Genomic DNA, 24781 nt, shown 5'->3' with positions numbered 1-24781 from the left:
TTTTGTCCTTGCTTTTAACAAAAGTTAAAAAACAAAGTTTATTGATTAACATCTTGCTTGTTCAGTTTTCAAGGTTCATATCTTGTCGTCATCTTAACGACTTTTATATCTTATCATCTAACTTATTCAATGTCAATAACTTTTTTAAAAAAGTTTTTCAGAAGATTAAGTTGTGATTTAATTAGTATGTCTTAACGACATTTAATATAATACAATAATTACTTTGAATATGTCAACACTTTTTTTTCTAAAAAACTTTTTTATTCTATATAAAAGCATCGTATTTACTATACAACTAAATTGACGTTTGTTCAATCTTATAATATCTGTGGAAAATTCGGTTACCTTTCGTTTCTACTTTTTCTACAAAAATATATCCTTTACTAATTAAAAACTCAACAAACACTTCCAAGTCAACAGAGTAATTCTTTAGTTCTTCTTGTTCGTGTAATTCTTGAATAGTCCAGTATTCTTTTTTAGACATTACACTTATGATATGACGAGCCCCATCAGCAGTACGAGAATGGATTAAGAATTCACTAGCCAAGAACAAAAGCTCTAATCTCTTTTGAATAGATTCTTCACTTGTTATTAGTTCTTCATATAATTTATAAATTTCTGGATCAATCTGTTTTACTTGTGACCATACTGTTACTTCAGGATATAGCCCTTTATCTAAAACAGCTAACCGTGCCAAATGGTGCAAAGATTCAACCATGTGATTGTATGCGTCTAAGAAATTAGTGTCTTCAAAACAAACTTTTCCCTCTAAATAATGACGAATCAGTTTTGCAAATTCAATACCCATTTTAATGTTTCTTCCATAGAAGGGAAAGTCCTTTAGATTTTGTTTTAGATCACTAATATATTCATTTCGATCAAATACGATTTTACCAAATAAAATCCAATCGATTAGTTTCTTATTAGTTCCAACTAATAGCCATTTATGTAATTGTTTTTCCGTAATAATGTGCATCGCTGCTTTTTTACTTTCATACGTATAATGTTTTGTATATACTGGTACTTTGTTTTCTTTTGTGACAATTAAAAGAATGGTATCAAATGTGTCAGTAATAGGACTAACATCTTCTCTTTTTTCTACTATAATGATTCCTAATGTGTTAGGTTGACTGGCACGCTCTTGGTATATCGGACGAAGTAGTTGTTCCATAATGATCCTCCTAGAATAAAATCTTTCTATAAATAATCTTTCGACAGCGGATTTTAGATTCCTCTTAGAAGTTTCAATTCATATTGCCTTACTTTACCGTTTTTAGTATGCTTTAGGTTAGGAGGCTTACAAATGAAATCTAATAAGAAACCTTATAAAAGTAAAATCAATAAAATTCGTACATTTGCTTTATCTTTGATCTTTATTGGCTTTATCGTCATGTATGGCGCTATTATATTTAGAGACCATAAATGGGTGGCCATGATTTTCATAGCTATAGGCATGCTTTGCATTATTGCTAGTACAGTAGTTTACGCTTGGATTGGATTATTATCAACACAAGCTGTTATGGTTGAATGTCCAAATTGTCATAAACATACTAAGATGCTAGGCCGTGTAGATATGTGCATGTTTTGCAACGAGCCCTTAACACTGGACAAGTCTTTAGAAGGAAAAGAATTCAACCAAGATTATAACAATAAAACAAAACAACATAAAAAAGATAGTAAAGAATAGCGAAGAACCTCGTTTCTACTTGAGACGAGGTTTTTCAATACCAAAATTGTTCAACACTTCACACAGAAAAAAAGCTATACAACAGCTAACCACTGCGTATAGCTTACTAAATGCTAATTATCATTCTTCTGTTTTAGCTTCTTTCTCAGCGCACTCTGGACATGTACCATATACTTCCAAACGGTGAGAATTGACCTTAAAACCAGTCACGTGAGCCGCAAGATGTTCAACCTCATCAAGACCAGGATAATGAAAGTCTACAATTTTCCCACAGGACTCACAAATTATATGATAATGTTTGCTTGTAACGAAATCGAAACGACTAGCATTATCACCATACGTCAATTCGCGTACAAGACCTGATTCTCGGAAAACACGTAAATTGTTATATACAGTAGCAACACTCATATTAGGAAATCTATGTTCTAATGCTTTATATATATCATCAGCAGTCGGATGTGACATTGATTCGATTAAGTACTCAAGAATCGCATGACGTTGCGGAGTGATCCTTACGCCAGTTGTCTTTAGCGTGTCGAGAGCGTTTTTCAATTGCATTTCAGACATCGCCATGCACCTCACTTCATAAGTATTATTTATTTGTAATCGTTATAATTAGTTTACTTAATAAGTGGTGTAAATGTCAACATTTCTACCTATTGCTACCGTATTTTGTTTGTTTATAGGCATATATAATTTAAATTTGCAAAAAAAGAGCAGACGAAATCCACTATGTAAAAGCATCCGTTTTCTCAACAAAATTCTCAATTAGTGAGTTGGAAATGATAGTTATTCAATTATTATATTTCTTTTTTAATAACCTTTATAAGGGTCAATTATATTTTCTAATTGTTTATCTCCATTTAGCCATTTCCTTAGATTAGGTTTAAAGATTTCGAAACTGCGTTCAAGGTAACGGGAAGAATGACTCGAAACATGTGGCGATACCGTAATATTATCCATGTTCCAAAACGGATGATTTTGAGGCAATGGCTCTTCTTCAAATACATCACATATAGCAAAAGCAATCTCTTTCTGTAATAGCGCCTCTTTTAAAATATTCGTCTCGACTAAATCACCGCGTCCGAAATTCATGAAGATAGCACTATCTTTCATCGCTTTAAAGTGTTCAGCTTTTAACAAATGATGTGTTTCTTGAGTGCTAGGTAATATTGAGATTATAATATCTACGGTTGGTAACACCTTGAGTAAGTCGTCAAATGTTGTCATCTTATCCATGTAGTCAGCTTTTTTACCTGAGCGATTGCAGCCGATTGTTTTCACACCAAAACATTGTAATAATCGCCCAATTTCTCCCCCAATAGCTCCAGGCCCTAAGATTAGAGCCGTAGAATCTCGCAATTCTTTCGATTTAGACTTACGATTCCATTCAGCATTTCTTTCTTTTTCGTAAATCCATGGTAAAGACCTTTTGTTCGCAAGTAAATGTGCCATCACAGATTCCGCCATAGGTACTTTATGAATTCCTCGCACATTTGAAACAGTAATATTTCGCTCTGCTATTTTTTGTAAAGGCATTTTTTCAAGGCCTGCTGAAACTACCATAATCCATTGTAAATTATCAGCAATTTCAATATGGTCTTCTGTTAAGTCTTCACCGTAAGTCACAAGAATATCAGCAATTTTTAAATACTTTTCTTCTACCTTATTTTCGAATATAAACTCCTGGTCCGGAAAATCTCGTAACAAATCATCTTTTAAATCTGGTCGTGGATCAAAAGTAAAGTATATCATCAGCTTCTATTCCCCTTTGTTACGAAGATAATTTAATACTTCTTCAATATGATTTTTAACACGTACTTTACGCCATTCTTTTTCCACAATGCCATCTTTGTTGATCAAAAATGTTGAGCGTTCAATCCCCATATATTCGCGACCATACATTTTTTTTAATTTCCACACACCATATGCTTCAGCCACTTTATGATCTGTGTCTACAAGTAAAGAAAATGGTAACCCGTGTTTTTCGATAAATTTTACATGCTTACTTTCATCATCCGGGCTTACCCCTAAAATTACTGCATCTAAATTTGAAAAATCATTATGAGCATCACGAAAATCACATGCTTCCGTCGTACAACCAGGCGTCATATCTTTCGGATAAAAGTAGAGTACTACAGATTTCTCCCCTTTATAATCAGATAAAGATACCACCTCTCCTTTTTCATTTTGTAACGAAAACATAGGTGCTTGTAATCCTTCCAACATTGACATGTTATCTCCTCCACTTCATATACTTTCTAATATTGTAACAATTTCTTTGGCACTTTGTAGAATATTTGACTACAATTAAGTAATACAATCCGATGAAACACATTCTCACATTTGTTTTACATAAAAATTAAGAAAGTGAGGTTACTCATTTCCCATATGAAATTAGGTGCCCGAATATTAAAAACAGGAGTTGCCATTGTATTAGCTTTGTTTGTAGCAAAAGCCTTACATTGTCCATCTCCCATATTTGCAGGAATCGCTGCTATTTTCGCAATGCAGCCTTCTCTTTATCGCTCTTACAGAACAATTATTGAACAAATACAAGGGAATATTATCGGTGCCATTGTAGCTGTTGCATTCGGCTCCATATTTGGTCATGAATTTGTAGCTGTTGGATTAGCTGCTATTGTAACACTCGCTATTATGATCAAATTCAAACTGGAAGATAGTATTTCTCTAGCTCTTGTTACTATGATTGTTATTATGGAAGTTCAAGGCGAACAATTCATGATATTTGGTCTTATTCGTTTTGCTACAGTAATGATTGGAGTGTTAGCAGCTTTTGTTGTCAACCTCTTATTCTTACCACCAAAATATGAAACGAGATTATTTGCTTCCATCAATATACTACAAGATGATATCATTCGTTGGATTCGTCTAGCTGTACGCCAAGCTTCCGAGCATACTTCTACAAAACAGTCATTGCGATCTTTGAAAGCGCGCTATGAACGTATCAAAACATTAAATAAGTTATATAAAGAAGAACGTGTATACTTTGGAAAAAAGAAATATATCAAAGCACGTAAGTTAGTCATCTATCGACAAATGATTTTAACAACGAAGAAAAGCATAGAGGTTCTAAATCGTCTACATTTACATGAAAATGAAATGGCCAATTTGCCAGAACGTTTCCGAATAATGATACAAGAACGTTTAGATTATCTATTAACATATCATGAACAATTATTTTTAAAATATACCGGCAAACTGAAACACGAACATACAACTTGGGTAGGAAAGGAAGAGTATCTACAACGTAATGAGGTTATGGACATCTTCGCAAAGCATATTGTATTAGCCCATGAAGATGAAAAGGAAGAGGAATTTTCAAGCTATCATCTGCTGCATATTCTTTCTCGTATTTTAGATTATGAAGAAAACCTTGAACATTTAGATACTCTTATTATGTGCTACCAAAACCATCATTCTCATGAAATACTTAAAGTAGATATAGAAGATCGAGTTTTATAAGATCATATAAAAAAACTGCAATTATCTTTAGTTTAAAAGATAATTGCAGTTTTTATTAGTTCTTCATCTTTGGATCAAGTGCATCACGTAACCCATCTCCCATAAGGTTAAAACCTAGTACAGTTAGCATAATCGCTAAACCTGGGAAGATCATCGTCCAAGGTGCATTGACTAAGTATACTCTTGCATCAGATAACATTTTTCCCCATTCTGGTTGTGGTGCTTGTGCGCCTAAACCTAAAAAGCCAAGTGCTGCGGCCTCAATAATGGCTGTAGCAATCGCCAGTGTCCCTTGTACAATTACTGGGGTCATTGAATTCGGCAAAATATGAGCAAATAATAATCGAAAATCACTCATTCCTATTGCCTTTGCGGCTATAATATATTCTTCTTGTTTAATACTTAATACTTTTGACCTGATAAGCCGACCAAAGTTTGGAATGTTAATAATTGCAATAGCTATAAGGGCATTCGTTAGTGAAGGACCTAAAACTGAAACAATCGCAATCGCTAGTAAAATACTAGGAAACGCTAGTAAAATATCAAATATACGTGAAATAATCGCATCGATAAAACGCCCATAATAACCTGCAATAATTCCTAAAGCACTCCCAATTACAACTGAGCCAATTACCGAAAGAAAACCAACCATTAAAGAAAGCCTTGCTCCATGAACAATTCGTGAAAAGATATCTCGTCCAAAGTCATCTGTCCCAAACCAATGATCTGTGGATGGTGCTTTCAATCGTTCACTTAACTGTTGCTCATTAATACCTTGAGGTGCGATTAGTGGACCAAATAAAGCTAAAATAATGAAGAAGGCCACAATAATTGCACCAACTAGCGCAATTTTATTTTTCTTAAAACTACGCCATGCTTCTTTCCATGGACCAGATGATTTTTCTTGCTGTGCTTCGACATTTGAGGGTAAGTTTGGCGCCATTTGAGACATATTGGACTCCTCCTTTTAGTTATACTTAATCCTTGGATCAATAATACTGTACAAAATATCTACTAATAAATTAATCATGATGAACATAAAAGCAACCACTAATATACCAGACTGTATAACTGGATAGTCACGGAAACCAATTGCATCATAGATATATCGTCCAATACCTGGCCAACTAAAAATAGTTTCTGTCAAAATAGCTCCCCCAAGTAACATACCCATTTGTAGACCGATTACTGTTAATACTGGAATGATTGCATTTTTTAAAGCATGCTTGTACACAACCCAAAACATTTTTTGACCTTTTGCACGTGCTGTACGTACATAATCAGAACGCATTACTTCAAGCATACTCGAACGAGTCATACGAGCGATAATAGCCATCGGTATCGTTGCTAAAGCAATCGCTGGCAATATTAAATGTTGTATAACGACAACCAATTGATCAAAGCGTCCTTGGATAATGGTGTCAATAATATATAAATAAGTGATTGGATTGACTGGATTTCGTGCATCGTCACGACCAGATGTCGGCAGCATGTCCAATTGAATACCGAATATCCATTGTTCCATTAAACCTAACCAGAAAATTGGCATCGATACACCTATTAAAGCGATGATCATTGCAGCATAGTCAAACCACGAATTTTGAAACCAAGCAGAAATGATTCCTGCGTTGACACCAATAATAACTGCTAAAATGATGGCACATAGCGATAACTCCAATGTTGCTCCTAAATATGGCCAAAGCTCACTTGCTACCGGCACTTTTGTACGCATGGACTCCCCTAAATCACCTGTTAATAAATCACCTAAATAGTGAAAATACTGAATATACCAAGGATTATCTAATCCCAAACTTGCTCGTAATGCTGCGACAGCTTCTTTCGTTGCCTGTTGTCCTAATATAACTTGCGCTGGATCTCCCGGAATCGCACGAATTATCAAAAATACGATAAATGTCATTCCGAGCAAAACTGGAATCAGCTGTAAAAGCCTTCTACCGATATAGTGAAGCATACTTTCACTCCTCCTCCTTTCACTTAAAAAACTAGCCTTCTACCAAAAAAGTAAAAGGCGATTTCATTCCATTTATTTTAAATTATTTAAAATCTATTTTTGACAAGATATCAGAACCAGTTGGATGCGGTTTGAAGTCTACGATATCTGCTTTACCTGCTAACAATGGTGTAGAGTGAGCAAGTGGGACCCATGGTGCCTCTTCTGCCAAAATAACTTGTGCTTTTTTGTATAATTCGTTACGTTTTGCTTCATCTGTTTCTGTTTGTGCTTCTAATAGTAATTTATGAGTTTCTTTGTTTTTGAAGAACGTATAATTATTACTTCCGATATTACTTTCATCTAGTAAAGTGTATAAGAAGTTATCAGCATCCCCGTTATCACCTGTCCAGCCAAGTAAGAAGGCATCTGCTTCTCCTTTAGCTGCTTTATCAAGATAAGTAGCCCATTCATAAGAAACGATTTTCGATTTCATCCCTACATCAGCTAAGTTCTTTTGAATTGCTTCTGCCACTTTTTGTCCATCCGGCATATATGGACGTGGTACAGGCATTGCCCAAAGTTCAATTTGTTTCCCATCATAGCCTGCTTCTTTTAATAGTGCTTTCGCTTTTTCAGGATTATAATCGTAGCCCTTTACATCATCGTTATATCCTTCAATAACTGAAGGCATTGGATTTTTCGCTATTTCAGCTTTTCCTTCAAAGAATGCATCGATAATTGCTTGTTTATCGATTGCATGGTTTACAGCTTGTCGAACCTTTACATTATCGAATGGTGGACGAGTAACAGTTAAACCTAGGTAACCAACATTCATAGATGGTCGTTCAAAGATTTGTAATTTCGAATTACTTTGGATTGAAGCTGCATCTGATGGAATAATGCCATCAGCTAAATCGATTTCACCAGTATTTAAAGCATTTAATCGTGCTGAGTTATCTGGAATTGAACGGAAAATGACTTTATCTAGTTTTGGAAGTCCTTCTTTCCAATAATCCTTGTTTTTCTCAATTGTCACAGAATCATTACGTTTCCAAGATACAAATTTGAATGGTCCAGTACCTACTGGATTATCCCCAAATTTATCCCCTTCCTTTTCAAATGCAGTAGGACTCGCAATACCGAATGGGCTCATAGCTAAGTTTTTTAAGAATGGAGCTTGGGCACGATTTAAAGTGATTACTACTTTATAATCTCCATCTGCTTTTACTTCTTTAATCACTGCTTCTTTGTCACCTTTGAATCCACCGAACATGGATGCAAAATAAGGGAATTTTTCTGCATCTCCACTCATCCAGCGTTCAAAATTTTTCACAACAGCTTCGGCATTGAAGTCTGTTCCATCATGGAATTTAACCCCTTCTTGAAGTTCGAACGTATAAGTTAAACCATCTTCAGAAGCTTCCCATTTTGTTGCAAGATTTGGTTGTAATTTTGTATCTTGCTCACCAAAGTTAATCAGTGTTTCAAAAACATTTTGCGTTACTTTAAATGATTCGCCATCTGTAACTGTAATCGGATCCAGTGATACAGAGTCTCCCCCACGACCGAACACGAGTATTTTTTCTTTTTTGCTATCACCAGAATCTTTGTTGCCAGTTGCATCATCTTTTTTATCAGATGAACAAGCAGCTAGAATAGTGGATAGTACTAAAACTAATAGCAAACCTAAAGACAATAACCTCTTTTTCTTCATTCAATAACCCCCATGTTTGAATAATTTATATATCATTGTTGAACCGTTCATCGTAAAGATGACAGGCAACAGAATGACCTTTCTCCACTTCCACTAACCCCGGCACTTCGGATGTACAGGCATCCATTTTGAATGGACAACGCGTATGGAAAGTACAACCCCTTGGTGGGTTAGAGGGGCTAGGAATATCCCCAGTTAGTAAAATTTGTTCTCTTTTAAAATCCGGATCTGGTACAGGCACTGCAGAAAGTAACCCTTTCGAATAAGGATGTAACGGCTGATTATATAGTTGTTCACTTTCTGCTAGTTCTACCATCTTCCCTAGATACATTACTCCTACGCGATCACTAATATGTCGCACCACTCCTAAATCATGTGCGATAAAGATATACGTAAGCTTTAAATCTTGCTGTAAATCTTGCATTAAATTTAGAACTTGCGCTTGAATAGATACATCTAAAGCTGATACGGGCTCATCGGCAATAATCAGTTTTGGATTCGTCATAAGGGCACGAGCTATTCCAACACGTTGTCTTTGTCCTCCACTAAATTGATGAGGATAACGTTTTGCATGATAACTAGATAGGCCTACTATTTCTAATAACTCATTTACTCGTCTTTTTCTTTCTTTTGAATCCCCCAGCCCATGAACAATCAAAGGCTCCTCTAAAATTTTTCCAATAGAATGTCGGGGGTTTAAAGAAGCATAAGGATCTTGAAAGACCATTTGAATTTCTCGTCTAGCCTTACGCATTTCTGCATTTGATAATTTGGCTAAATCCTTACCTTCAAATTCAATCGATCCTTCTGTTGGATCTAGTAATCTCATAATCATTCTGCCAGTAGTTGATTTCCCACAACCTGACTCTCCTACTATTCCTAACGTTTCTCCCTCGTTCACATAGAAGGAAACATCGTCTACTGCTTTAATACTTCCTTGTTCTCTTCCAAGGATTCCTTTTCGGATAGGAAAATATTTTTTTAAATTATTTACTTTCAATAGCGGTTCTGTCATCCAAAGACGCCTCCTTTCCTTCCTTCAAGAAGCATCTTGTTTTATGTTGTTCGGCTGTTTGGTATAAATTAGGATTTTCTTGTTGGCAACGATCAAATGCATATTCACAGCGTGCAGCAAAACGGCATCCCTGTTTAACAGTTCCAGGCTTCGGTACATTTCCCGAAATTGAAAAGAGACGTTGTTTTTTAAATCGCATATCCGGGACAGAGTGGATAAGTCCTTTTGTATATGGATGTTCAGGATTTTTGAAAATAAGTTCAACAGGTCCCTCTTCTACAATTTGTCCATTGTACATAACAATCACTCGTTCACAAGTCTCCGCAACTACGCCCAAATCATGAGTGATAAGCATGACAGCTGTATTTAGTCTCACATTTAAATCCTTCATCAGTTGCAAAATTTGCGCTTGAATCGTTACATCTAGTGCAGTCGTTGGCTCATCTGCGATTAAAATTTTCGGATCGCATACGAGCGCCATTGCAATCATGACTCGTTGACGCATACCTCCCGACAATTGGTGAGGATATTCTTTTAATAATTCCTCAGCTCTTGGAAGACCGACTAATTTCATCATTTCAACTGCACGTGCAGAAGCTTTTTTCTTTGACCAACTTTTATGATGAATTAATATCGCCTCTGTTAACTGATTACCAATGGTAAATAGAGGATTCAATGATGTCATAGGCTCTTGAAAAATCATGGCGATTTCTTGTCCTCTAATTTTGCGCATCTCTTTTTGTGATAACTTTGTTAGGTCTTTACCATCTAGTAGAATCTCCCCGCTTGTAATTTTTCCTGGAGGCGATGGGACAAGCCCCATAATAGATAGAGATGTTACACTTTTCCCACATCCAGACTCGCCTACAATACCTAGAATCTCTCCTTCTTTAAGGGAAAAGCTAATATGATCAACAGCTGGTATGGCTCCATCATCTGTAAAAAACGTTGTTTCAAGTTCCCTAACTTGCAAAAGTTCTTTTCGAGAATTCACGTTTTCCCTCCTTCAAAGGCAAATATTCTATTAAAATCACTTTTTATCATTCTATTATTATTCAACTATATATTGCAACATTTTTCTACAATGTAATAAATTGTATGTATTAATCGTAAAATTAAAGGCTTCTCTAAAAGAGAAGCCTTTTGAATGTTGTAATATATGATATTTAATTTAATCTAACTTTTGCACTTGAAATAAGTTATGATAAATACCGTTTTGACTCATCAACGAATCATGGGTACCTTGCTCTTTCAGTTCACCATGGTCAATGACGAAGATTTGATCTGCATGTGTAATCGTTGAAAGGCGATGAGCGACAATTATAGTTGTACGATTATGTGCCAGATGATCTAATGATTCTTGGATCAAAGCCTCGCTTTCTAAATCGAGTGCTGATGTTGCTTCATCTAAAATAAGGATTGGCGGATTCTTAAGAAATACTCGTGCAATGGCAACACGTTGTTTTTGTCCTCCAGAAAGTTTCACACCACGTTCCCCAACTTTTGTATCATATCCTTCTGGTAATGACATGATGAAGTCATGTGCATTTGCAGCTTTTGCAGCCTCTATAATTTCTTCATCTGTTGCATTTGGGTTTCCCATTAATATATTAGATTTGACCGAATCACTAAATAAAATATTATCTTGTAAGACAATTCCAACTTGCGAGCGTATAGATTCCACTGTTGAATGACGTACATCTACATCATCAATTTTTACGGCTCCTTTAATAACATCATAAAATCGAGGTATTAAACTAATAATTGTAGATTTTCCCCCGCCGCTCATTCCAACGAGTGCAACTGTTTGACCAGGAGAGACATGAAGATTAATATTCTTCAATACATCTCTTCCATTTTCTCCATAGTTGAACGTTACATTTTCAAAATCTATTTTCCCCTTCACATGTTGTAATGGTTTTGCATCTTTTGCATCTTCAATATCGTATTTTTCATCAAATAATTCAAACATGCGATCCATTGAAGCTACGGATTGCGTTAAAGTAGTGGATGAGTTTACAAGTCGTCGAAGTGGATTATATAAACTATCAATATAAGCAACAAATGCTGCCATTGTTCCGACGGATAGATGACCATGTATAACTTGATACCCTGCATATCCTACTACAATAAGTGGTGCAATACCTGTAATTGTATTGACAACCGCAAAAGTTTTGGCATTCCAACGTGTTTGGTTTATTGCTTTATCCAAAAATTCACCATTGGTTTCACCAAATATTTTTTGTTCGTGTTTTTCAAGTGTAAAACTTTTGATAATACTCATACCTTGTACACGTTCATGTAAATAACTTTGAACTCCGGCTAAAGCTTTGGAACGTTCTCTCGTTAACATTCTTAATCGTCTAAAGAAATAACGTACGCTGATTGCATAAAACGGAAATGCAATCAGTGAAACGAGTGTTAGCTTCACATCAAGCTTTAGCATAATTCCAATAGCTATTAATATAGTACACAAGTCAATCCAAACATTCATGAGTCCCGTCATGACAAACTCTTTAGTTTGTTCTACATCATTAATCGTACGAGAAATAATATCTCCTACACGATTGTTTGAATAGTATTTCAACCCTAGTTTTTGTATATGTGCGTATAACTTCTGGCGAATATCAAATAGGATTGTATTACTTACTTTTTGGGCTATATATTGGCGGTAATATTCAACTGGTGGTCTAATAACAAAGAAAAGAATTGCTGTGCCACCGAGCCATAGTAGTAATTCTTTTGTTTTTTCATCGTTACTTAAATCTTTTGCACCTATAATGTCATCGATTACAATCTTAATCAATACAGGTGTGAAGAGAGGAATCGCAAATTTAATAACACCTATTATAAAGGTTATGAAAATTTGAAATCGATAAGGTCTAACAAAGCGCAGATACCGTTTCATACTCCCCATTTTAGTCACTGTCCTTTCAAATGGAGTTCTATATTAGGATGGATTCAATTTCAAAAATAATTATAATACAAATAAAAAAGTTGCCCTATAATTCGACTGGGCAACTCCACTACAATCTTTGATTTATAAAGGATTACATTCTTGTCAAATATTTTATTTCTTACAATTCTTCGCTATTTTCATGTAATTGTCGTTGGAATTCATAACGGCTTGTCCATGCTTCTATAAAATCAGGGGCAAAAGGTCCTCTTCTTTGTTGAATCCAACTTATTAGTTTATCAACATTGGATTTTAAAATATGGTCAATAACTGGTGGATAGCCCATTGCTTTTTTATGTTGCTCATATTCATCTTCGTCAAGTAGCGTGTAAGACATATCCGGAAAAACTTTAACATCTAAATCATAGTCAATATATTTCACTGCATTATGATCGAATACAAAAGGCGAACTCATATTACAGTAGTAATATACTCCATCTTCTCTTAACATACAAATGATATTAAACCAATGTTCTGCATGGAAATAACAAATAGAAGGTTCTCTCGTAATCCAGGTACGTCCATCTGATTCAATAACTAATGTCCGTTCGTTCGCACCGATGATGATATTCTTTGTAGCTTTTAATACCATTGTTTCTTGCCAAACTCGGTGGATATTACCATTGTGCTTATAGCTATGTATTTGTATGATTTCTCCCTCTGACGGTATTGCCATTATAAGCCCACCTTTTTTAACAAACACTCCCTTATGAGCGCTCTTTTGTAACATTATAACAATCCTAGCGGAAAACTTGTAGCAAAAAATTGGTGAAGGTATAATTCCTTCACCAATTTTCTGAAATTATGATTGCTGGCTTGAACCAAAGGTATTACCAGAAGCTTGTTGTTTTTTAGCCTCGGCTTGTTGATTTGCCTTTTTAACTGCTTGCACGTCAGTTTCAGCACCAAACTCCTCTGTGTTTTGTTGACCAAAACGACCAGAAGCTTGTTGCTTGTTAGACTCGGCTTGTTGGTTTAATTGTTTTACTTTTTGCACATCTGTTTTGCCAGAAAATTTCTTTTGCATCTTAATCACCTCCATGCATTATAACTTGTGCATAGAGGCGTTTTTTATACTTATATCATGTTCATAGGTTTAGGTTAAATTTTTGCCAAATCTTTTGCATTGGAACTGGCATCGGTAATTCCTTCATCTCTTCTATTGAAAACCAATTGCTATTGTCAGGAGCATCACCAATTTGTTGTGCACTAATAACATAACTATCCATATGCCACACAAGATGGGAGAAAACATGTTTGAAAGACATTAATTGATCGCGATTGATCAGTTCTAGTTTATAAATATCTGCTAGTTTTGCTTCATTTGTATGTTCCTCTATGTCTGTTTGTTCGAGCATAGGAAATTGCCACATATTCGCTAGTAATCCTTTTTCAGGTCTCTTTTCTAATAAAAATTGATCTTTTTCATTTTGGACTACAAATACATCATAATGGAGATTTTTTGTTTTTACTTTTTTAGTTTTAACAGGGAGTTCCTCAGGATTTCCTTCATTAAATGCAGTACAGTATTCTCTTACAGGGCAAAGTAAACATTTTGGTGATGTTGGCGTACAAACTAGAGCACCTAATTCCATTAAACCTTGATTAAATTGTGATGGATGTTCGGTATCGATTAACTCCATAACTGCTTGTTCAAAAGTCTTTTTGTTTTTGGTATTGCAATATCTTCATCTATTAAAAGAACTCGACTTAATACTCTCATAACATTTCCATCGACTGCATGTTCAGCTTTATTATAGGCAATACTTAATACTGCACCAGCAGTATAAGGACCGACTCCTTTAAGTTTTGAAATTTCGGGGCGATTATCAGGAACTTTTCCTCCATAAGTTTCTACAACTTCACGGACTCCGTCCTGTAAATTACGTGCCCTAGAATAATATCCTAAACCTTCCCATTGTTTTAACAGCTTTTCCTCTGGGGCTTTTGCTAGTGCTTCAGGTGTAGGAAACTCCTGCATAAAACGGTTATAGTATGGGATTACAGTGTCAACTCTTGTTTGTTGAAGCATTACTTCTGAAACCCAAATTTTATAAGGATCTTTTGTTTTTCTCCATGGTAAATCTCTTTTTTCTTGTTCAAACCACTCGACTAATGCTTGTTGAAATTGTTTTTTATATTGATAATACACGTTATTCTCCTAGTAATTTCGTTTTTATTTCACATAAATAATGGGTATTATAGTGTAAACTATTTACAAAGATACTAATTCTCACTTTTACCTCTCTCCCACAATAGAAGGAGTTGATCATCTTGGATTCAGGTACACATCTAGTTATGGGAATTGCTTTAGGCGGACTGGCATTGGTTGACCCAGTAGTTGCTAACCATTCATCAACAACTACGGCCGTCATTACTGGCATGATTGTTGGCTCACAAGCTCCCGATGTTGATACAATTTTAAAATTACGTAGCAATGCTATCTATATTCGTCACCATAGAGGTATTACCCATTCAATACCAGCCGTCATTTTATGGCCTATATTGATAACATTAGTTCTTTCTATTATATTCCCTGGGGCGAATCTTTTACATCTTTGGTTATGGACTTTTTTTGCTGTCTTTTTACATGTTTTTGTAGATATTTTCAATGCCTATGGGACGCAAGCATTAAGACCATTTTCAAACCAATGGGTAGCGCTGGGATGGATTAATACATTTGATCCGATTATTTTTTCATTGCATGTTATTGCTTTAATGTTTTGGGCATTTGGTGCAAACCCTGTTCCGACAATGTTTACATTGTACGGAATCATAGTTGTCTATTATATTGTTCGGTATTTTCTTCAAAAATCTGTGAAGCATGCAGTTCGTAATACAATACCTGACGCAGAACTCATTATTTTGTCGCCAACATCTCATTTTTTCCAATATCGAGTGGCCGCAAACTCTTCTACACATCATTATGTTGGTCGGGCATACGGACGTTCCATTACCATTTATGATAAGTTTTTAATCGAACCTTTGCCAGATTCTCCAGAAATTAAAGCAGTTATGGAAGATCCAAATTTTAAAACGTTTGTCTCCTTTTCACCGTTATATAGATGGGAAATCTCAGAAATTGAGGATGATTTAATCGAGGTAAGACTTATTGATTTGAGATATCGTAGTAATAATCGATACCCATTTGTGGCTATCGCTCACCTTACACAAGATTATGAAATCATGAAATCCTTTACCGGCTGGATTTTCAGCGAAGACAAACTACAAAAAAAATTAGTTGTATAAACCTAAATGCTGAATGCGCTTGTTTAGCCCCGAAAAGCGTTGGAAGGCCCGGCTCGAAAGCATCTCTTCAGCTTTCGACAAAGGGACTGAAACGTCTCGAGGGGCTTGCGCATGATGCTGGATATCTTTAAATGCTGAATGCGCTCGTTCAGCCCCGAATAGCGTTGGAAGGCCTGACTCGAAAGTATCTTTCCCACTTTCGACCAAAGGACTGAAACATCTCGAGGGGCTTGCGCATGATGCTGGATATTTTTAAATGCTGAATGCGCTCGTTCAACAAATACAATGACCGCTCCAAATCTGGAACGGTCATTTTTTAATCTACTTCATCTAACAAATGTGCATATTTGGGATTACGACCTGCAAATTCATGCAACTGTTCGCCGTAACTTTCAATCCATTGTAAAATAATTTTCTCGGTCATTTCAGCACCCCGATATTGATACCCAGCTTTAGCATAAGTAGATTCAAAATCTGACCAAAGAAGTTCTATCCAAACTCGTGCTTTTTCTTCAGAAACTGCTGGATTTTTAGCACATAATTTAGAAACTAATTCGTTAATCTTTTGTTCCACTAAAATGCCTCCTTGATCGGAGTTAACATTGAAATTGGTAAAGCCTCTTCATAATGATCCCCGCCTAAACGATAACCCCAAGCATATACACCTTTTAAGTAATCTACTTGGAAGAACATTCCTGGATCACTTTCGATTCTGTATATTTCACCCGGTTTGAAATCATCTGGATTTAATAAGAACGCTTGCGCCAATATTGCTTTTCGTTCATAAACTGCAAATTCGTTTAAAACACCGAGTTGTTCAGCTTTACGTGCTTTTTCTTTTAATGTTGCGATTGTTTCTCGTAGTTCAGTTGGTGTCATTTCGCTAAATTTCTTGTCCATTTTCTTGCTCCTTTTGTTCTATATAAATTTCAATTTTCTCGATTGGAAATCCCTTTTGATAAAGGGCTTGTTTAACACGCATCTTCAATTCATAATCAACGTATTTATGCGCATACTTACGCCAAACTTTATCTCCTTGTTGTTGAATCATTTCAGTCCATTCATCATCATTCTTTGATAATTCTATTTTGTCTAGAACTTGTTCAACAATTGAAAAAGTATAGCCCTTTCGCGTCAAAATTTCTTGAACCTTTTGTTTCATCTGACTAGGCGTTTTTCGTCGCTCATTACGGACAGCTTTTTCAGCTAACTGAATAGCTAATTCTAGTTGTTCCTCTTCTGAAAACGAATGTAACACTTTTTGTTGGAGGTTTTTATCGATACCCTTTTTCTCTAAATCCTTCTGTATAGCTCTAGGACCTTTTTTCGCTGTTTTCTTTTTCGTTTCTAACAAAGCTTTTGAATAACTTTCATCATTTAGAAATCCAAGCTTTTTTAACTTTTGAAGCGCTTCTTGAATCACCGCTTCGCCGAATTCTAAACCCTTTAACTTTTCATGTACCTCATGTTCACTACGCATTTGATAACTCAAATAGGATAGCGCTCGATTGAATGCTCTTTGAATTTCATCATCAAAGGCAATTTCATCTACCGTTAAATCGTCTAAAACTTTACCTTTTGTAAGACTAAATTGTATTAAAATAGCCTCATCTACACTAAAAGCATATTCTTCATTTAGATATATATTATATCGTTCCTGATTACGTTTTTGACGGCTAATTTTGGTAATTACTCGAGACATCTAATTCCTCCTTTGATAAGCTTAGTATACAACTTTTCGATTATAACATCATGTAAAGTACTCCAATAGTATATAAAGAGGTGTTGTTATGAAAATAGCTATAACAGGTGGTACAGGACTAGTAGGAAAACAGTTAGTCCAACAATTACAATTAGCCGGGGCTGAGATCTTTGTTTTGACTCGAAATCAAAGTCACTTTTCCAATGGGGTTCACTATATTCAATGGCTATCCGACAAATCGTTCCCAGAAAAGCATTTGGAAGGAATTAACGCAATCATCAACTTGGCTGGTACATCATTGAATAATGGAAGATGGTCAAAAACACTTAAAGAGGAGATCTATTCAAGTCGTATAACAGCGACAAAGGAAGTTCTAAGAATTATAAAAGCTCTCAAAACTCCTCCAGAAGTTTTAATAAATGCAAGCGCTATCGGTATTTACCCTTCTTCTAACAAATCGAAATATACAGAAACTTCAACAGAAACAGCGCATGATTTTCTTGCAAATACAGTTCGAGATTGGGAAGATACAGCAAAAAGGGCTGAAGATTTGGGTGTTCGTGTCGTCTTAACTCGTTTTGGTGTAATCTTAGGAAAAAATGGAGGGGCACTTCCAATGATGGTCATGCCTTATAAGCTTTACATTGGAGGGACAGTAGGGACAGGGACTCAATGGGTGTCCTGGATTCACTTGGAGGATGTTGTTGAAGCAATCATTTTTTCCATCAATCAAGAGAATATTAACGGGATTGTAAACTTCACATCTCCAAATCCAGTAACTATGAAGGAATTCGGCAAAACCATAGGAGAGGTATTACATAGGCCACATTGGTTTCCTGTTCCTTCTATTTTGATGAAATTAGCTCTAGGAGAAAAGAGTCAACTAGTACTAGAAGGTCAGAATGTACATCCAAGCTCTTTGCTAAAGGCTAACTATCAATTTAAATACCCTACTCTTAAATACGCGTTAGAAAATTTGTTATAACGCATAAATCCATAAAAACAACGCAACCTATCAAAAAAAGAAAGGTTGGGTTTAAAATGATAAAACAACATGCTACAGGTATTATAATCGCAATGTCAATTATCATCACTGGTATTATTGCAAACCCATTCACTGCTTCCGCTCAACAATTTAGTTGGGGATTTAAAAAGGCTCAAAATGAAGTGCCTCCAGAGGCCGGCGCAACTTTTGACAAAATGCTAGAAAAATACGGAGCAGTTTATAAAGGTAAAAACGATGATAAAGTTATGTATCTGACATTCGACTGTGGTTACGAAAATGGCTATACCGAATCCATTTTAAATACATTGAAAAAGGAGAATATCCAAGCAACGTTTTTCTTAACTGGTCACTATTTAACTAGTGCAACTCCTTTAGTAAAACGTATGGTAAATGAAGGTCATGAAATTGGAAACCATTCAGATAAGCACCCGAATATGGCTAGACTAACAGAACAACAAATGATTGATGAATGGCAAAGATTCGACAAAAAGTTGGCTGAAATTACAGATGTAGAAAGAACAGTTTATGCTAGACCTCCAGAAGGTGTATTTAGCGAAGATTTATTAAGAGTTGGTCAAGAAGCAGGCTATCGCCATATTTTCTGGTCTGTTGCATTTAAAGATTGGCTAAAAGACAAACCACAAGGTTGGGAATATGCTTATAATAATTTAATGTCCCAAATGCATCCTGGAGCTATTATTCTAATGCACACAGTTTCTCCTGATAACGCTGAAGCACTGCCAAAGTTTATCAAAGATGCTGAGAAAAAAGGCTATCGCTTTGACTCCATTAACAACCTTATCAACGCAGTACCTTTCTTCGTTGATAACAAAAAGATTGGCTGATTCTTTCCTTACACGGAACCGTTCGCTATAATGATAAGATGAAGTGAAAAAGGACGTGTAAGTTTTGCAACAACAACCTACAATGACATTGGGGCAAAAAATCCCCCTTACTATAAAAAAGCTTGGCATTAACGGCGAAGGAATAGGCTACTATAAACGAAATGTCGTATTCGTAAAAGGAGCACTTCCAGGAGAAGACATTTATGCTGAGCTAACAAAGATTAATCGTAATTTCGCAGAAGCAAAAATTATAAAGATCCATAAAAAAGCGAAGGCTCGTCAAATTCCACCATGCCGAATTTACGAAAAATGTGGGGGCTGTCAGTTACAACATATGAAATATCCATATCAACTTGCTGCTAAACGAGATGTAATTGTACAAGCCCTCCATAAATATGTAAAATCAGCAGCGAAAAACATTCAAATTCGCCAAACAATTGGTATGGAAAATCCATGGCAATATCGAAATAAGAGTCAATTTCAAGTTCGAAAACCTGGCAAACAAATACTTGCTGGTCTCTATTCTGAAAATAGCCATAAACTATTGAATATTGAAGAATGTCTTGTCCAACATCCTATGACGACAAAAATAACAAATGCAGCAAAAAAAGTAATCGATGACTTGAACATTCCTGTTTACGATGGTCATTCTTTGAAAGGAATCATTCGAACAATTGTTGTACGTGTTGGTATACAAACTGGAGAAATTCAACTTGTCATTATTACAACACGTAAAAGCTTTCCCAAAAAAGAACTACTCGTAGAAAAGTTGAAAAAAATTGACCATGCCATTGTCTCTATCGTACAAAATATTAATCAAGATAAGACTTCTTTAATTTTTGGAGATCAATCTATTGTTCTTAATGGTAAGGAAACAATTCATGAGGAACTTGGAGAATTAGCGTTTGATCTATCAGCGCGTGCATTCTTCCAGTTAAATCCACAGCAGACTGTACACCTTTACAATCAAATCAAAAAAGCTGCTGCTCTAACAGGAAAAGAAACTGTCGTAGATGCATATTGTGGTGTTGGAACAATTGGATTATGGCTTGCAAATGACGCCAAAGAAGTTCGTGGTATGGATATCATTCCTGAAAGTATTCATGATGCAAAAGAAAATGCTAAAAAGCATGGATTTACACATACCAAGTATGTAACTGGTACTGCAGAAAAATGGTTAGACACTTGGCAAAAAGAAGGCTTTGTACCAGATGTATTAACAGTTGACCCACCTCGTACAGGCTTGGCTGCTAGTCTTATTAAAACAATTTTAACTGTAAAACCTAAAAGAGTTGTATACACTTCTTGTAACCCATCTACATTAGCAAAAGATTTGCAAGAACTAACTAAGATTTACCATGTAGAATATATTCAACCGATGGATATGTTCCCCCAAACAGCACACGTTGAATCAGTATCATTATTAACTTTAAAATAAGAATAATGGTTACCTTATAAAAAACAAAGGGTCCTAGCTATCATAAAACAGCTAGGACTCTTTTTATACTAATTGACTTGTAGGTCTCTTTCCAAAATACCAACTGATTAAAAATACAATTAGTAATCCAATTGATACGAGTAATAAGAAACTAAAATGATGGACATATTGCAAATATAGGCCTCCCAAAAGCGGTCCTGTTAAACTCCCTACACTAAAGAAAATACTACACATTAAATTTCCTGTTGGTAGCAACTCTCTTGGCGTCATATCACTCATATAGGAAATACCCAATGAAAACAATGATCCACAGAACATTCCTGCAAGCCCAAAGCAAATTGCAACCATCCATTGGTATGATTCCACAATGCTGCCTAATCCAAAAATTATTCCCCCACCTAGCAACGAAGTTAACACAATTTTCCTTCGTCCAATCTTATCTCCTAATATGCCAAGTGGAATTTGTGTTAGGATTCCACCGATTGAAAATGCCGCTAGGATAAAGGAAACCATTGAAACTTCAAAATGATTTCTTAATGCATAAACAGGAAACAATGAATTTAATGTTGACTCTAAAAAGCCATAACAAAGCGAAGGCAAACATGCTACCCAAGCGAATTTTAAAGTGACAACATATCGTTTAAAGATATTATCCACAACACTTTTAGTTTGTATTGGTTCTGGTCTTTCATTTTTTAGGAAGAAAACAAGTGACCATGCTGCTAGACAAAGCATTGAGGAAATGATAAATGGAAATGCTTCAGAGATTTCTGTTAATGGAACAAATAATGGGCCCACAGCAAATCCTATTCCAAATGACAATCCATAAATTGCAATATTTTTACCTAGACGATTCTCTGGTGATGAACTCGTAATCCACGTTTGAGTTGAATAGTGAAGTGAATGGTCACCTATCCCAATTAGTAAGCGAAGAATAAACCAAAACAACACATGCTTCCATAATGGAAATAACATTAAAGCAAAAAATACAACAGCTCCTCCTGTTAAAATGATAGGTTTATACCCAAATTTTCTTAATGGTTGTTCAATAAACGGTGATATTAGTAGCGTTCCAATATAAAGTGCTGTTGCGTTTAATCCATTAAGGGATGATGAAACACCATCTTTTTCGAAGATAACCGAAATTAAAGGCATCAACATACCTTGTGAAAATCCCGAAATAGATACAATCATAACTAAAATCCAAAACCTTTTTTGCTCAAAACTAATCTTAAATTCCACATCTGCCTCCATTTTAGTAAAAATTACTTTTTTCATTATGTATTTTAATACTTGTAACATCTTATCATAATCTAATTCCACCTGTGAATTACCGAAAAGCACAAAAAAAGACTCAGCCACAAAAATTCAAAGTGCACTGAGTCTTTTAACGATCTGTTATTATCATATGTTGTTACATTAAACCCATTATCGGCCTAACCTTGACCGAGAACCTGTTTAACTCCCTCCTTTAAACTACTTATTCTAAGGCTCCTATTCCGTTCCCATTTACAGCGAAAACCTTTTATACTCCTTCCTTATTATTATGAAGTGAAGACTTTCTTTTCGCCCTTCATGTAAATTGCCAACTTTTTTTACATGAGTTGCTGCATTGATGGGCATCTTAAAAAGGAAGAGGATTTTCCTACGAAAGAACCGACATTCAAGTGATTACTCACTTCTCCTCCTTCCTTCTAGGTTAAAATCATGTTAACATATTACATTAATTTTGTAAATTTTCTAAACTTACAGAAATATAAAATACCCATTTTGGCCTATTTTTTCGAATTTCCAATTGAAAAATTTGATTAAATCGTATACGATGATGATGATGAAATGAGGTGTTACGATGAGCAAATCAATTACGGATAAAGAACAACAAGTCAATTATTTAAAAGAACGTCTACAAATTTTTGTTGAAGTATTAGATGCTATTGACCCAGAAACTGCAGATTTACAAGATATCGATCGCCTTATTGCCATGATGGACGATTTAGAAGATAAAATGGAACAATTTAAAAACCGCCCTGAAATGTAATTAATAAATTTTTAACAATCTTCTTATTTATTCATATAATTTCTACAAGAGCACAATTTTGTGCTCTTTTTTTTATACTTTGGACAGGTTATAATAAGGTGTAATTTAAAAATAACCTTTTTGAGGGGGCTATTTCCATGAATCTAGAAACACTAGAACAAAGTATTTACGATTTGGTAAGCGAAACTTCTACTAACTTACCAAAAGACGTTCGTCGTGCTATAAAAAAAGCGAAGGATGCAGAAAATGCTGGGACTCGTGCAGCGATGAGCTTAGATACAATCGCAAATAATATCTTCATGGCAGATGATCAAGTTTCACCTATTTGCCAAGATACTGGTCTTCCTACTTTCAAGATTAAAACTCCTGTTGGTGTAAACCAACTTGAAATCAAAGAAGTAATAAAAAAAGCTATCGTTCAAGCTACAAAGGATGCAAAACTTCGTCCTAACTCGGTAGATTCTTTAACGGGTAAAAACAGTGGCGACAATTTAGGTGCAGGTGTACCTGTTATAAAATTTGAACAATGGGAAAAAGAATATATAGAAGTAAAACTAATCCTTAAAGGTGGTGGCTGTGAAAACAAGAATATTCAATACAGTTTACCATGTGAACTTGAAGGACTTGGACGTGCAGGTCGTGATTTGGATGGTATCCGAAAATGTATACTTCACTCTGTTTATCAAGCACAAGGCCAAGGATGTTCTGCTGGGTTCATCGGTGTTGGAATCGGAGGAGATCGTTCTTCTGGATATGATTTAGCAAAAGAACAATTATTCCGCCACGTGGAAGATACTAACCCAAATCCAGACCTTGCAAAATTAGAAGCCTACATATTAGAGAAAGCAAATACGTTAGGTATTGGAACAATGGGCTTTGGTGGTGAAGCAACATTACTAGGCTGTAAAATCGGTGTTATGAACCGCATTCCAGCTTCTTTCTTTGTATCAGTAGCTTATAACTGTTGGGCATACCGACGAATGGCTATTGATATTGATGCAGAAACAGGAGAAATTAGAAAATGGCATTACCAAGAAGGAGAAAAAATAGCCTTCGATGATGCCGTTGCAGCAACGCAAGAAGAACCAAAAAAAGAAATTATTGAACTTCATGCACCTATTTCTGAAGAACAAATACGTGCACTGCATGTCGGTGATGTCGTCAAAATTTCAGGTCGTATGTATACTGGCCGTGATGCAATTCATCATCACTTAATAAGCCATGATGCCCCAGTCGATCTAAATGGCCAAATTATTTATCACTGCGGACCCGTAATGGCAAAAGACGAAGATGGCAATTGGACAGTTAAAGCAGCTGGTCCTACTACTTCCATTCGTGAAGAACCATATCAAGGTGATATTATGAAGAAATTCGGTATTCGAGCTGTAATGGGTAAAGGCGGTATGGGACCTAAAACGCTAAAAGTATTAGAAGAACATGGTGGGGTTTACTTAAATGCAATAGGTGGAGCTGCGCAATACTATGCCGATTGTATTAAATCAGTTGATGGAGTAGATTTAATAGAGTTTGGTATACCAGAGGCAATGTGGCATCTTAGTGTCCAAGACTTCACTGCTGTTGTTACAATGGATTCTCATGGAAACTCTTTACACGCAGATGTCCAAAAATCTTCTTTAGAAAAATTAGCTATGCATGCAGAAAGAGTATTTTAAAATAAGTAAAAGAAAAAC

24 protein-coding genes and 1 pseudogene are annotated in these 24781 nt (G+C 35.5%); 8 read left to right on the top strand and 17 right to left on the bottom strand.

What is annotated here, in order from left to right; all coding sequences use genetic code 11:
* Positions 1-295 precede the first annotated feature (295 nt).
* Positions 296-1171 carry a nucleotidyltransferase-like protein gene (locus tag D1606_RS02810; RefSeq protein ID WP_119414499.1) on the bottom strand — a complete coding sequence of 292 codons (876 nt, stop codon included), beginning with the start codon at positions 1169-1171 and terminating at the stop codon, positions 296-298.
* A gap of 132 nt (positions 1172-1303) precedes the next feature.
* Here D1606_RS02810 and D1606_RS02805 point away from each other — a divergent pair, with 132 nt between their 5' ends.
* Complete coding sequence (locus D1606_RS02805; RefSeq protein WP_119414498.1) at positions 1304-1687, top strand: YgzB family protein; 384 nt, start codon at positions 1304-1306, stop codon at positions 1685-1687.
* Positions 1688-1807: 120 nt separating this feature from the next.
* Here the strand turns inward: D1606_RS02805 and perR are convergent, their stop codons facing one another.
* The 3 genes from perR to bcp all read right to left on the bottom strand — a co-directional run bounded on the left by perR (position 1808) and on the right by bcp (position 3922).
* Positions 1808-2254 carry a peroxide-responsive transcriptional repressor PerR gene (perR, locus tag D1606_RS02800; RefSeq protein WP_199670647.1) on the bottom strand — a complete coding sequence of 149 codons (447 nt, stop codon included), beginning with the start codon at positions 2252-2254 and terminating at the stop codon, positions 1808-1810.
* A 246-nt stretch (positions 2255-2500) separates the two neighbouring features.
* On the bottom strand, positions 2501-3445 hold the full coding sequence (locus tag D1606_RS02795; protein WP_119414496.1) for a D-2-hydroxyacid dehydrogenase: 945 nt from the start codon (positions 3443-3445) through the stop codon (positions 2501-2503).
* Positions 3446-3448: 3 nt separating this feature from the next.
* Positions 3449-3922: a thioredoxin-dependent thiol peroxidase gene (bcp, locus tag D1606_RS02790; RefSeq protein WP_119414495.1), complete on the bottom strand. Its 474-nt coding sequence runs from the start codon at positions 3920-3922 to the stop codon at positions 3449-3451.
* Between the two features lie 156 nt (positions 3923-4078).
* On the opposite strand from bcp, the gene D1606_RS02785 reads away from it, so the two are divergent.
* The gene (locus D1606_RS02785; RefSeq protein ID WP_119414494.1) at positions 4079-5173 is read left to right on the top strand and encodes an FUSC family protein; all 1095 of its coding nucleotides are present in this window, start codon (positions 4079-4081) and stop codon (positions 5171-5173) included.
* A gap of 55 nt (positions 5174-5228) precedes the next feature.
* Here the strand turns inward: D1606_RS02785 and nikC are convergent, their stop codons facing one another.
* The 9 genes and pseudogenes from nikC to mutY form a co-directional block, all read right to left on the bottom strand.
* Positions 5229-6125 (bottom strand): nickel transporter permease, encoded by an 897-nt coding sequence (nikC, locus tag D1606_RS02780; RefSeq protein WP_119414493.1) that lies wholly within the window; start codon positions 6123-6125, stop codon positions 5229-5231.
* A 15-nt stretch (positions 6126-6140) separates the two neighbouring features.
* Positions 6141-7145: an ABC transporter permease gene (locus D1606_RS02775; RefSeq protein WP_119414492.1), complete on the bottom strand. Its 1005-nt coding sequence runs from the start codon at positions 7143-7145 to the stop codon at positions 6141-6143.
* Positions 7146-7227: 82 nt separating this feature from the next.
* On the bottom strand, positions 7228-8841 hold the full coding sequence (locus tag D1606_RS02770) for an ABC transporter substrate-binding protein (protein ID WP_119414491.1): 1614 nt from the start codon (positions 8839-8841) through the stop codon (positions 7228-7230).
* 25 nt (positions 8842-8866) lie between these two features.
* Positions 8867-9856, bottom strand: coding sequence for an ABC transporter ATP-binding protein (locus D1606_RS02765; RefSeq protein ID WP_119414490.1), 990 nt, complete (start codon positions 9854-9856; stop codon positions 8867-8869).
* Positions 9828-10850 (bottom strand): ABC transporter ATP-binding protein, encoded by a 1023-nt coding sequence (locus tag D1606_RS02760; RefSeq protein WP_119414489.1) that lies wholly within the window; start codon positions 10848-10850, stop codon positions 9828-9830. The genes D1606_RS02765 and D1606_RS02760 overlap by 29 nt, the downstream gene beginning before the upstream one ends.
* A 177-nt stretch (positions 10851-11027) precedes the next feature.
* Positions 11028-12773: an ABC transporter ATP-binding protein gene (locus D1606_RS02755; RefSeq protein WP_119414488.1), complete on the bottom strand. Its 1746-nt coding sequence runs from the start codon at positions 12771-12773 to the stop codon at positions 11028-11030.
* A 160-nt stretch (positions 12774-12933) separates the two neighbouring features.
* Positions 12934-13488: a nucleoside tri-diphosphate phosphatase gene (gene ntdP, locus D1606_RS02750; RefSeq protein ID WP_119414487.1), complete on the bottom strand. Its 555-nt coding sequence runs from the start codon at positions 13486-13488 to the stop codon at positions 12934-12936.
* Between the two features lie 126 nt (positions 13489-13614).
* Complete coding sequence (locus tag D1606_RS02745) at positions 13615-13839, bottom strand: gamma-type small acid-soluble spore protein (RefSeq protein ID WP_233548008.1); 225 nt, start codon at positions 13837-13839, stop codon at positions 13615-13617.
* Between the two features lie 61 nt (positions 13840-13900).
* Positions 13901-14964, bottom strand: a pseudogene (mutY, locus tag D1606_RS02740) (A/G-specific adenine glycosylase).
* A 122-nt stretch (positions 14965-15086) separates the two neighbouring features.
* Here mutY and D1606_RS02735 point away from each other — a divergent pair.
* Positions 15087-16061, top strand: coding sequence for a metal-dependent hydrolase (locus D1606_RS02735; RefSeq protein WP_119414485.1), 975 nt, complete (start codon positions 15087-15089; stop codon positions 16059-16061).
* A gap of 316 nt (positions 16062-16377) precedes the next feature.
* Here the strand turns inward: D1606_RS02735 and D1606_RS02725 are convergent, their stop codons facing one another.
* The 3 genes from D1606_RS02725 to recX are packed head-to-tail and all read right to left on the bottom strand — an operon-like array spanning position 16378 to position 17763.
* A complete protein-coding gene (locus D1606_RS02725) occupies positions 16378-16635 on the bottom strand; it encodes a YfhJ family protein (protein ID WP_119414483.1) in 258 nt (85 codons plus the stop codon).
* Positions 16635-16961: a YfhH family protein gene (locus D1606_RS02720; RefSeq protein WP_233548007.1), complete on the bottom strand. Its 327-nt coding sequence runs from the start codon at positions 16959-16961 to the stop codon at positions 16635-16637. The genes D1606_RS02725 and D1606_RS02720 overlap by 1 nt, the downstream gene beginning before the upstream one ends.
* Complete coding sequence (gene recX, locus D1606_RS02715; RefSeq protein ID WP_119414482.1) at positions 16945-17763, bottom strand: recombination regulator RecX; 819 nt, start codon at positions 17761-17763, stop codon at positions 16945-16947. Before recX ends, D1606_RS02720 begins: the two co-directional genes overlap by 17 nt.
* 88 nt (positions 17764-17851) lie before the next feature.
* On the opposite strand from recX, the gene D1606_RS02710 reads away from it, so the two are divergent.
* The 3 genes from D1606_RS02710 (at position 17852) to rlmD (ending at position 21052) form a co-directional block, all read left to right on the top strand.
* A complete protein-coding gene (locus D1606_RS02710; RefSeq protein ID WP_119414481.1) occupies positions 17852-18748 on the top strand; it encodes a TIGR01777 family oxidoreductase in 897 nt (298 codons plus the stop codon).
* A 56-nt stretch (positions 18749-18804) separates the two neighbouring features.
* On the top strand, positions 18805-19614 hold the full coding sequence (locus D1606_RS02705) for a polysaccharide deacetylase family protein (RefSeq protein WP_119414480.1): 810 nt from the start codon (positions 18805-18807) through the stop codon (positions 19612-19614).
* A 64-nt stretch (positions 19615-19678) separates the two neighbouring features.
* The gene (rlmD, locus tag D1606_RS02700; protein WP_199670639.1) at positions 19679-21052 is read left to right on the top strand and encodes a 23S rRNA (uracil(1939)-C(5))-methyltransferase RlmD; all 1374 of its coding nucleotides are present in this window, start codon (positions 19679-19681) and stop codon (positions 21050-21052) included.
* 63 nt (positions 21053-21115) lie between these two features.
* Here the strand turns inward: rlmD and D1606_RS02695 are convergent, their stop codons facing one another.
* Positions 21116-22306, bottom strand: a complete 1191-nt coding sequence (locus tag D1606_RS02695) for an MFS transporter (protein WP_119414506.1) — start codon at positions 22304-22306, stop codon at positions 21116-21118.
* 595 nt (positions 22307-22901) lie between these two features.
* On the opposite strand from D1606_RS02695, the gene D1606_RS02690 reads away from it, so the two are divergent.
* Together D1606_RS02690 and D1606_RS02685 are read left to right on the top strand one after the other, a co-directional pair.
* Positions 22902-23090 carry an SE1561 family protein gene (locus D1606_RS02690; RefSeq protein ID WP_119414479.1) on the top strand — a complete coding sequence of 63 codons (189 nt, stop codon included), beginning with the start codon at positions 22902-22904 and terminating at the stop codon, positions 23088-23090.
* Between the two features lie 137 nt (positions 23091-23227).
* Positions 23228-24763, top strand: a complete 1536-nt coding sequence (locus D1606_RS02685) for a fumarate hydratase (protein WP_119414478.1) — start codon at positions 23228-23230, stop codon at positions 24761-24763.
* Positions 24764-24781: the final 18 nt, after the last annotated feature.

The organism is Rummeliibacillus sp. POC4, assembly GCF_003576525.1.
Lineage (GTDB): Bacteria > Bacillota > Bacilli > Bacillales_A > Planococcaceae > Rummeliibacillus.
Note: the sequence above shows the minus strand (reverse complement) of the source record. Positions and strands in the feature narration are given on the sequence as shown.

What these genes read in the sequence shown, in the direction of transcription:
- D1606_RS02810 (WP_119414499.1), bottom strand. Translation starts at nt 1,171, where the DNA reads ATGGAACAACTACTTCGTCCGATATACCAAGAGCGTGCCAGTCAACCT.
- D1606_RS02805 (WP_119414498.1), top strand. Translation starts at nt 1,304, where the DNA reads ATGAAATCTAATAAGAAACCTTATAAAAGTAAAATCAATAAAATTCGT.
- perR (WP_199670647.1), bottom strand. Translation starts at nt 2,254, where the DNA reads ATGTCTGAAATGCAATTGAAAAACGCTCTCGACACGCTAAAGACAACT.
- bcp (WP_119414495.1), bottom strand. Translation starts at nt 3,922, where the DNA reads ATGTCAATGTTGGAAGGATTACAAGCACCTATGTTTTCGTTACAAAAT.
- D1606_RS02785 (WP_119414494.1), top strand. Translation starts at nt 4,079, where the DNA reads ATGAAATTAGGTGCCCGAATATTAAAAACAGGAGTTGCCATTGTATTA.
- nikC (WP_119414493.1), bottom strand. Translation starts at nt 6,125, where the DNA reads ATGTCTCAAATGGCGCCAAACTTACCCTCAAATGTCGAAGCACAGCAA.
- D1606_RS02775 (WP_119414492.1), bottom strand. Translation starts at nt 7,145, where the DNA reads ATGCTTCACTATATCGGTAGAAGGCTTTTACAGCTGATTCCAGTTTTG.
- D1606_RS02770 (WP_119414491.1), bottom strand. Translation starts at nt 8,841, where the DNA reads ATGAAGAAAAAGAGGTTATTGTCTTTAGGTTTGCTATTAGTTTTAGTA.
- D1606_RS02765 (WP_119414490.1), bottom strand. Translation starts at nt 9,856, where the DNA reads ATGACAGAACCGCTATTGAAAGTAAATAATTTAAAAAAATATTTTCCT.
- D1606_RS02755 (WP_119414488.1), bottom strand. Translation starts at nt 12,773, where the DNA reads ATGGGGAGTATGAAACGGTATCTGCGCTTTGTTAGACCTTATCGATTT.
- ntdP (WP_119414487.1), bottom strand. Translation starts at nt 13,488, where the DNA reads ATGGCAATACCGTCAGAGGGAGAAATCATACAAATACATAGCTATAAG.
- D1606_RS02745 (WP_233548008.1), bottom strand. Translation starts at nt 13,839, where the DNA reads ATGCAAAAGAAATTTTCTGGCAAAACAGATGTGCAAAAAGTAAAACAA.
- D1606_RS02720 (WP_233548007.1), bottom strand. Translation starts at nt 16,961, where the DNA reads ATGGACAAGAAATTTAGCGAAATGACACCAACTGAACTACGAGAAACA.
- recX (WP_119414482.1), bottom strand. Translation starts at nt 17,763, where the DNA reads ATGTCTCGAGTAATTACCAAAATTAGCCGTCAAAAACGTAATCAGGAA.
- D1606_RS02710 (WP_119414481.1), top strand. Translation starts at nt 17,852, where the DNA reads ATGAAAATAGCTATAACAGGTGGTACAGGACTAGTAGGAAAACAGTTA.
- D1606_RS02705 (WP_119414480.1), top strand. Translation starts at nt 18,805, where the DNA reads ATGATAAAACAACATGCTACAGGTATTATAATCGCAATGTCAATTATC.
- D1606_RS02695 (WP_119414506.1), bottom strand. Translation starts at nt 22,306, where the DNA reads ATGGAGGCAGATGTGGAATTTAAGATTAGTTTTGAGCAAAAAAGGTTT.
- D1606_RS02690 (WP_119414479.1), top strand. Translation starts at nt 22,902, where the DNA reads ATGAGCAAATCAATTACGGATAAAGAACAACAAGTCAATTATTTAAAA.
- D1606_RS02685 (WP_119414478.1), top strand. Translation starts at nt 23,228, where the DNA reads ATGAATCTAGAAACACTAGAACAAAGTATTTACGATTTGGTAAGCGAA.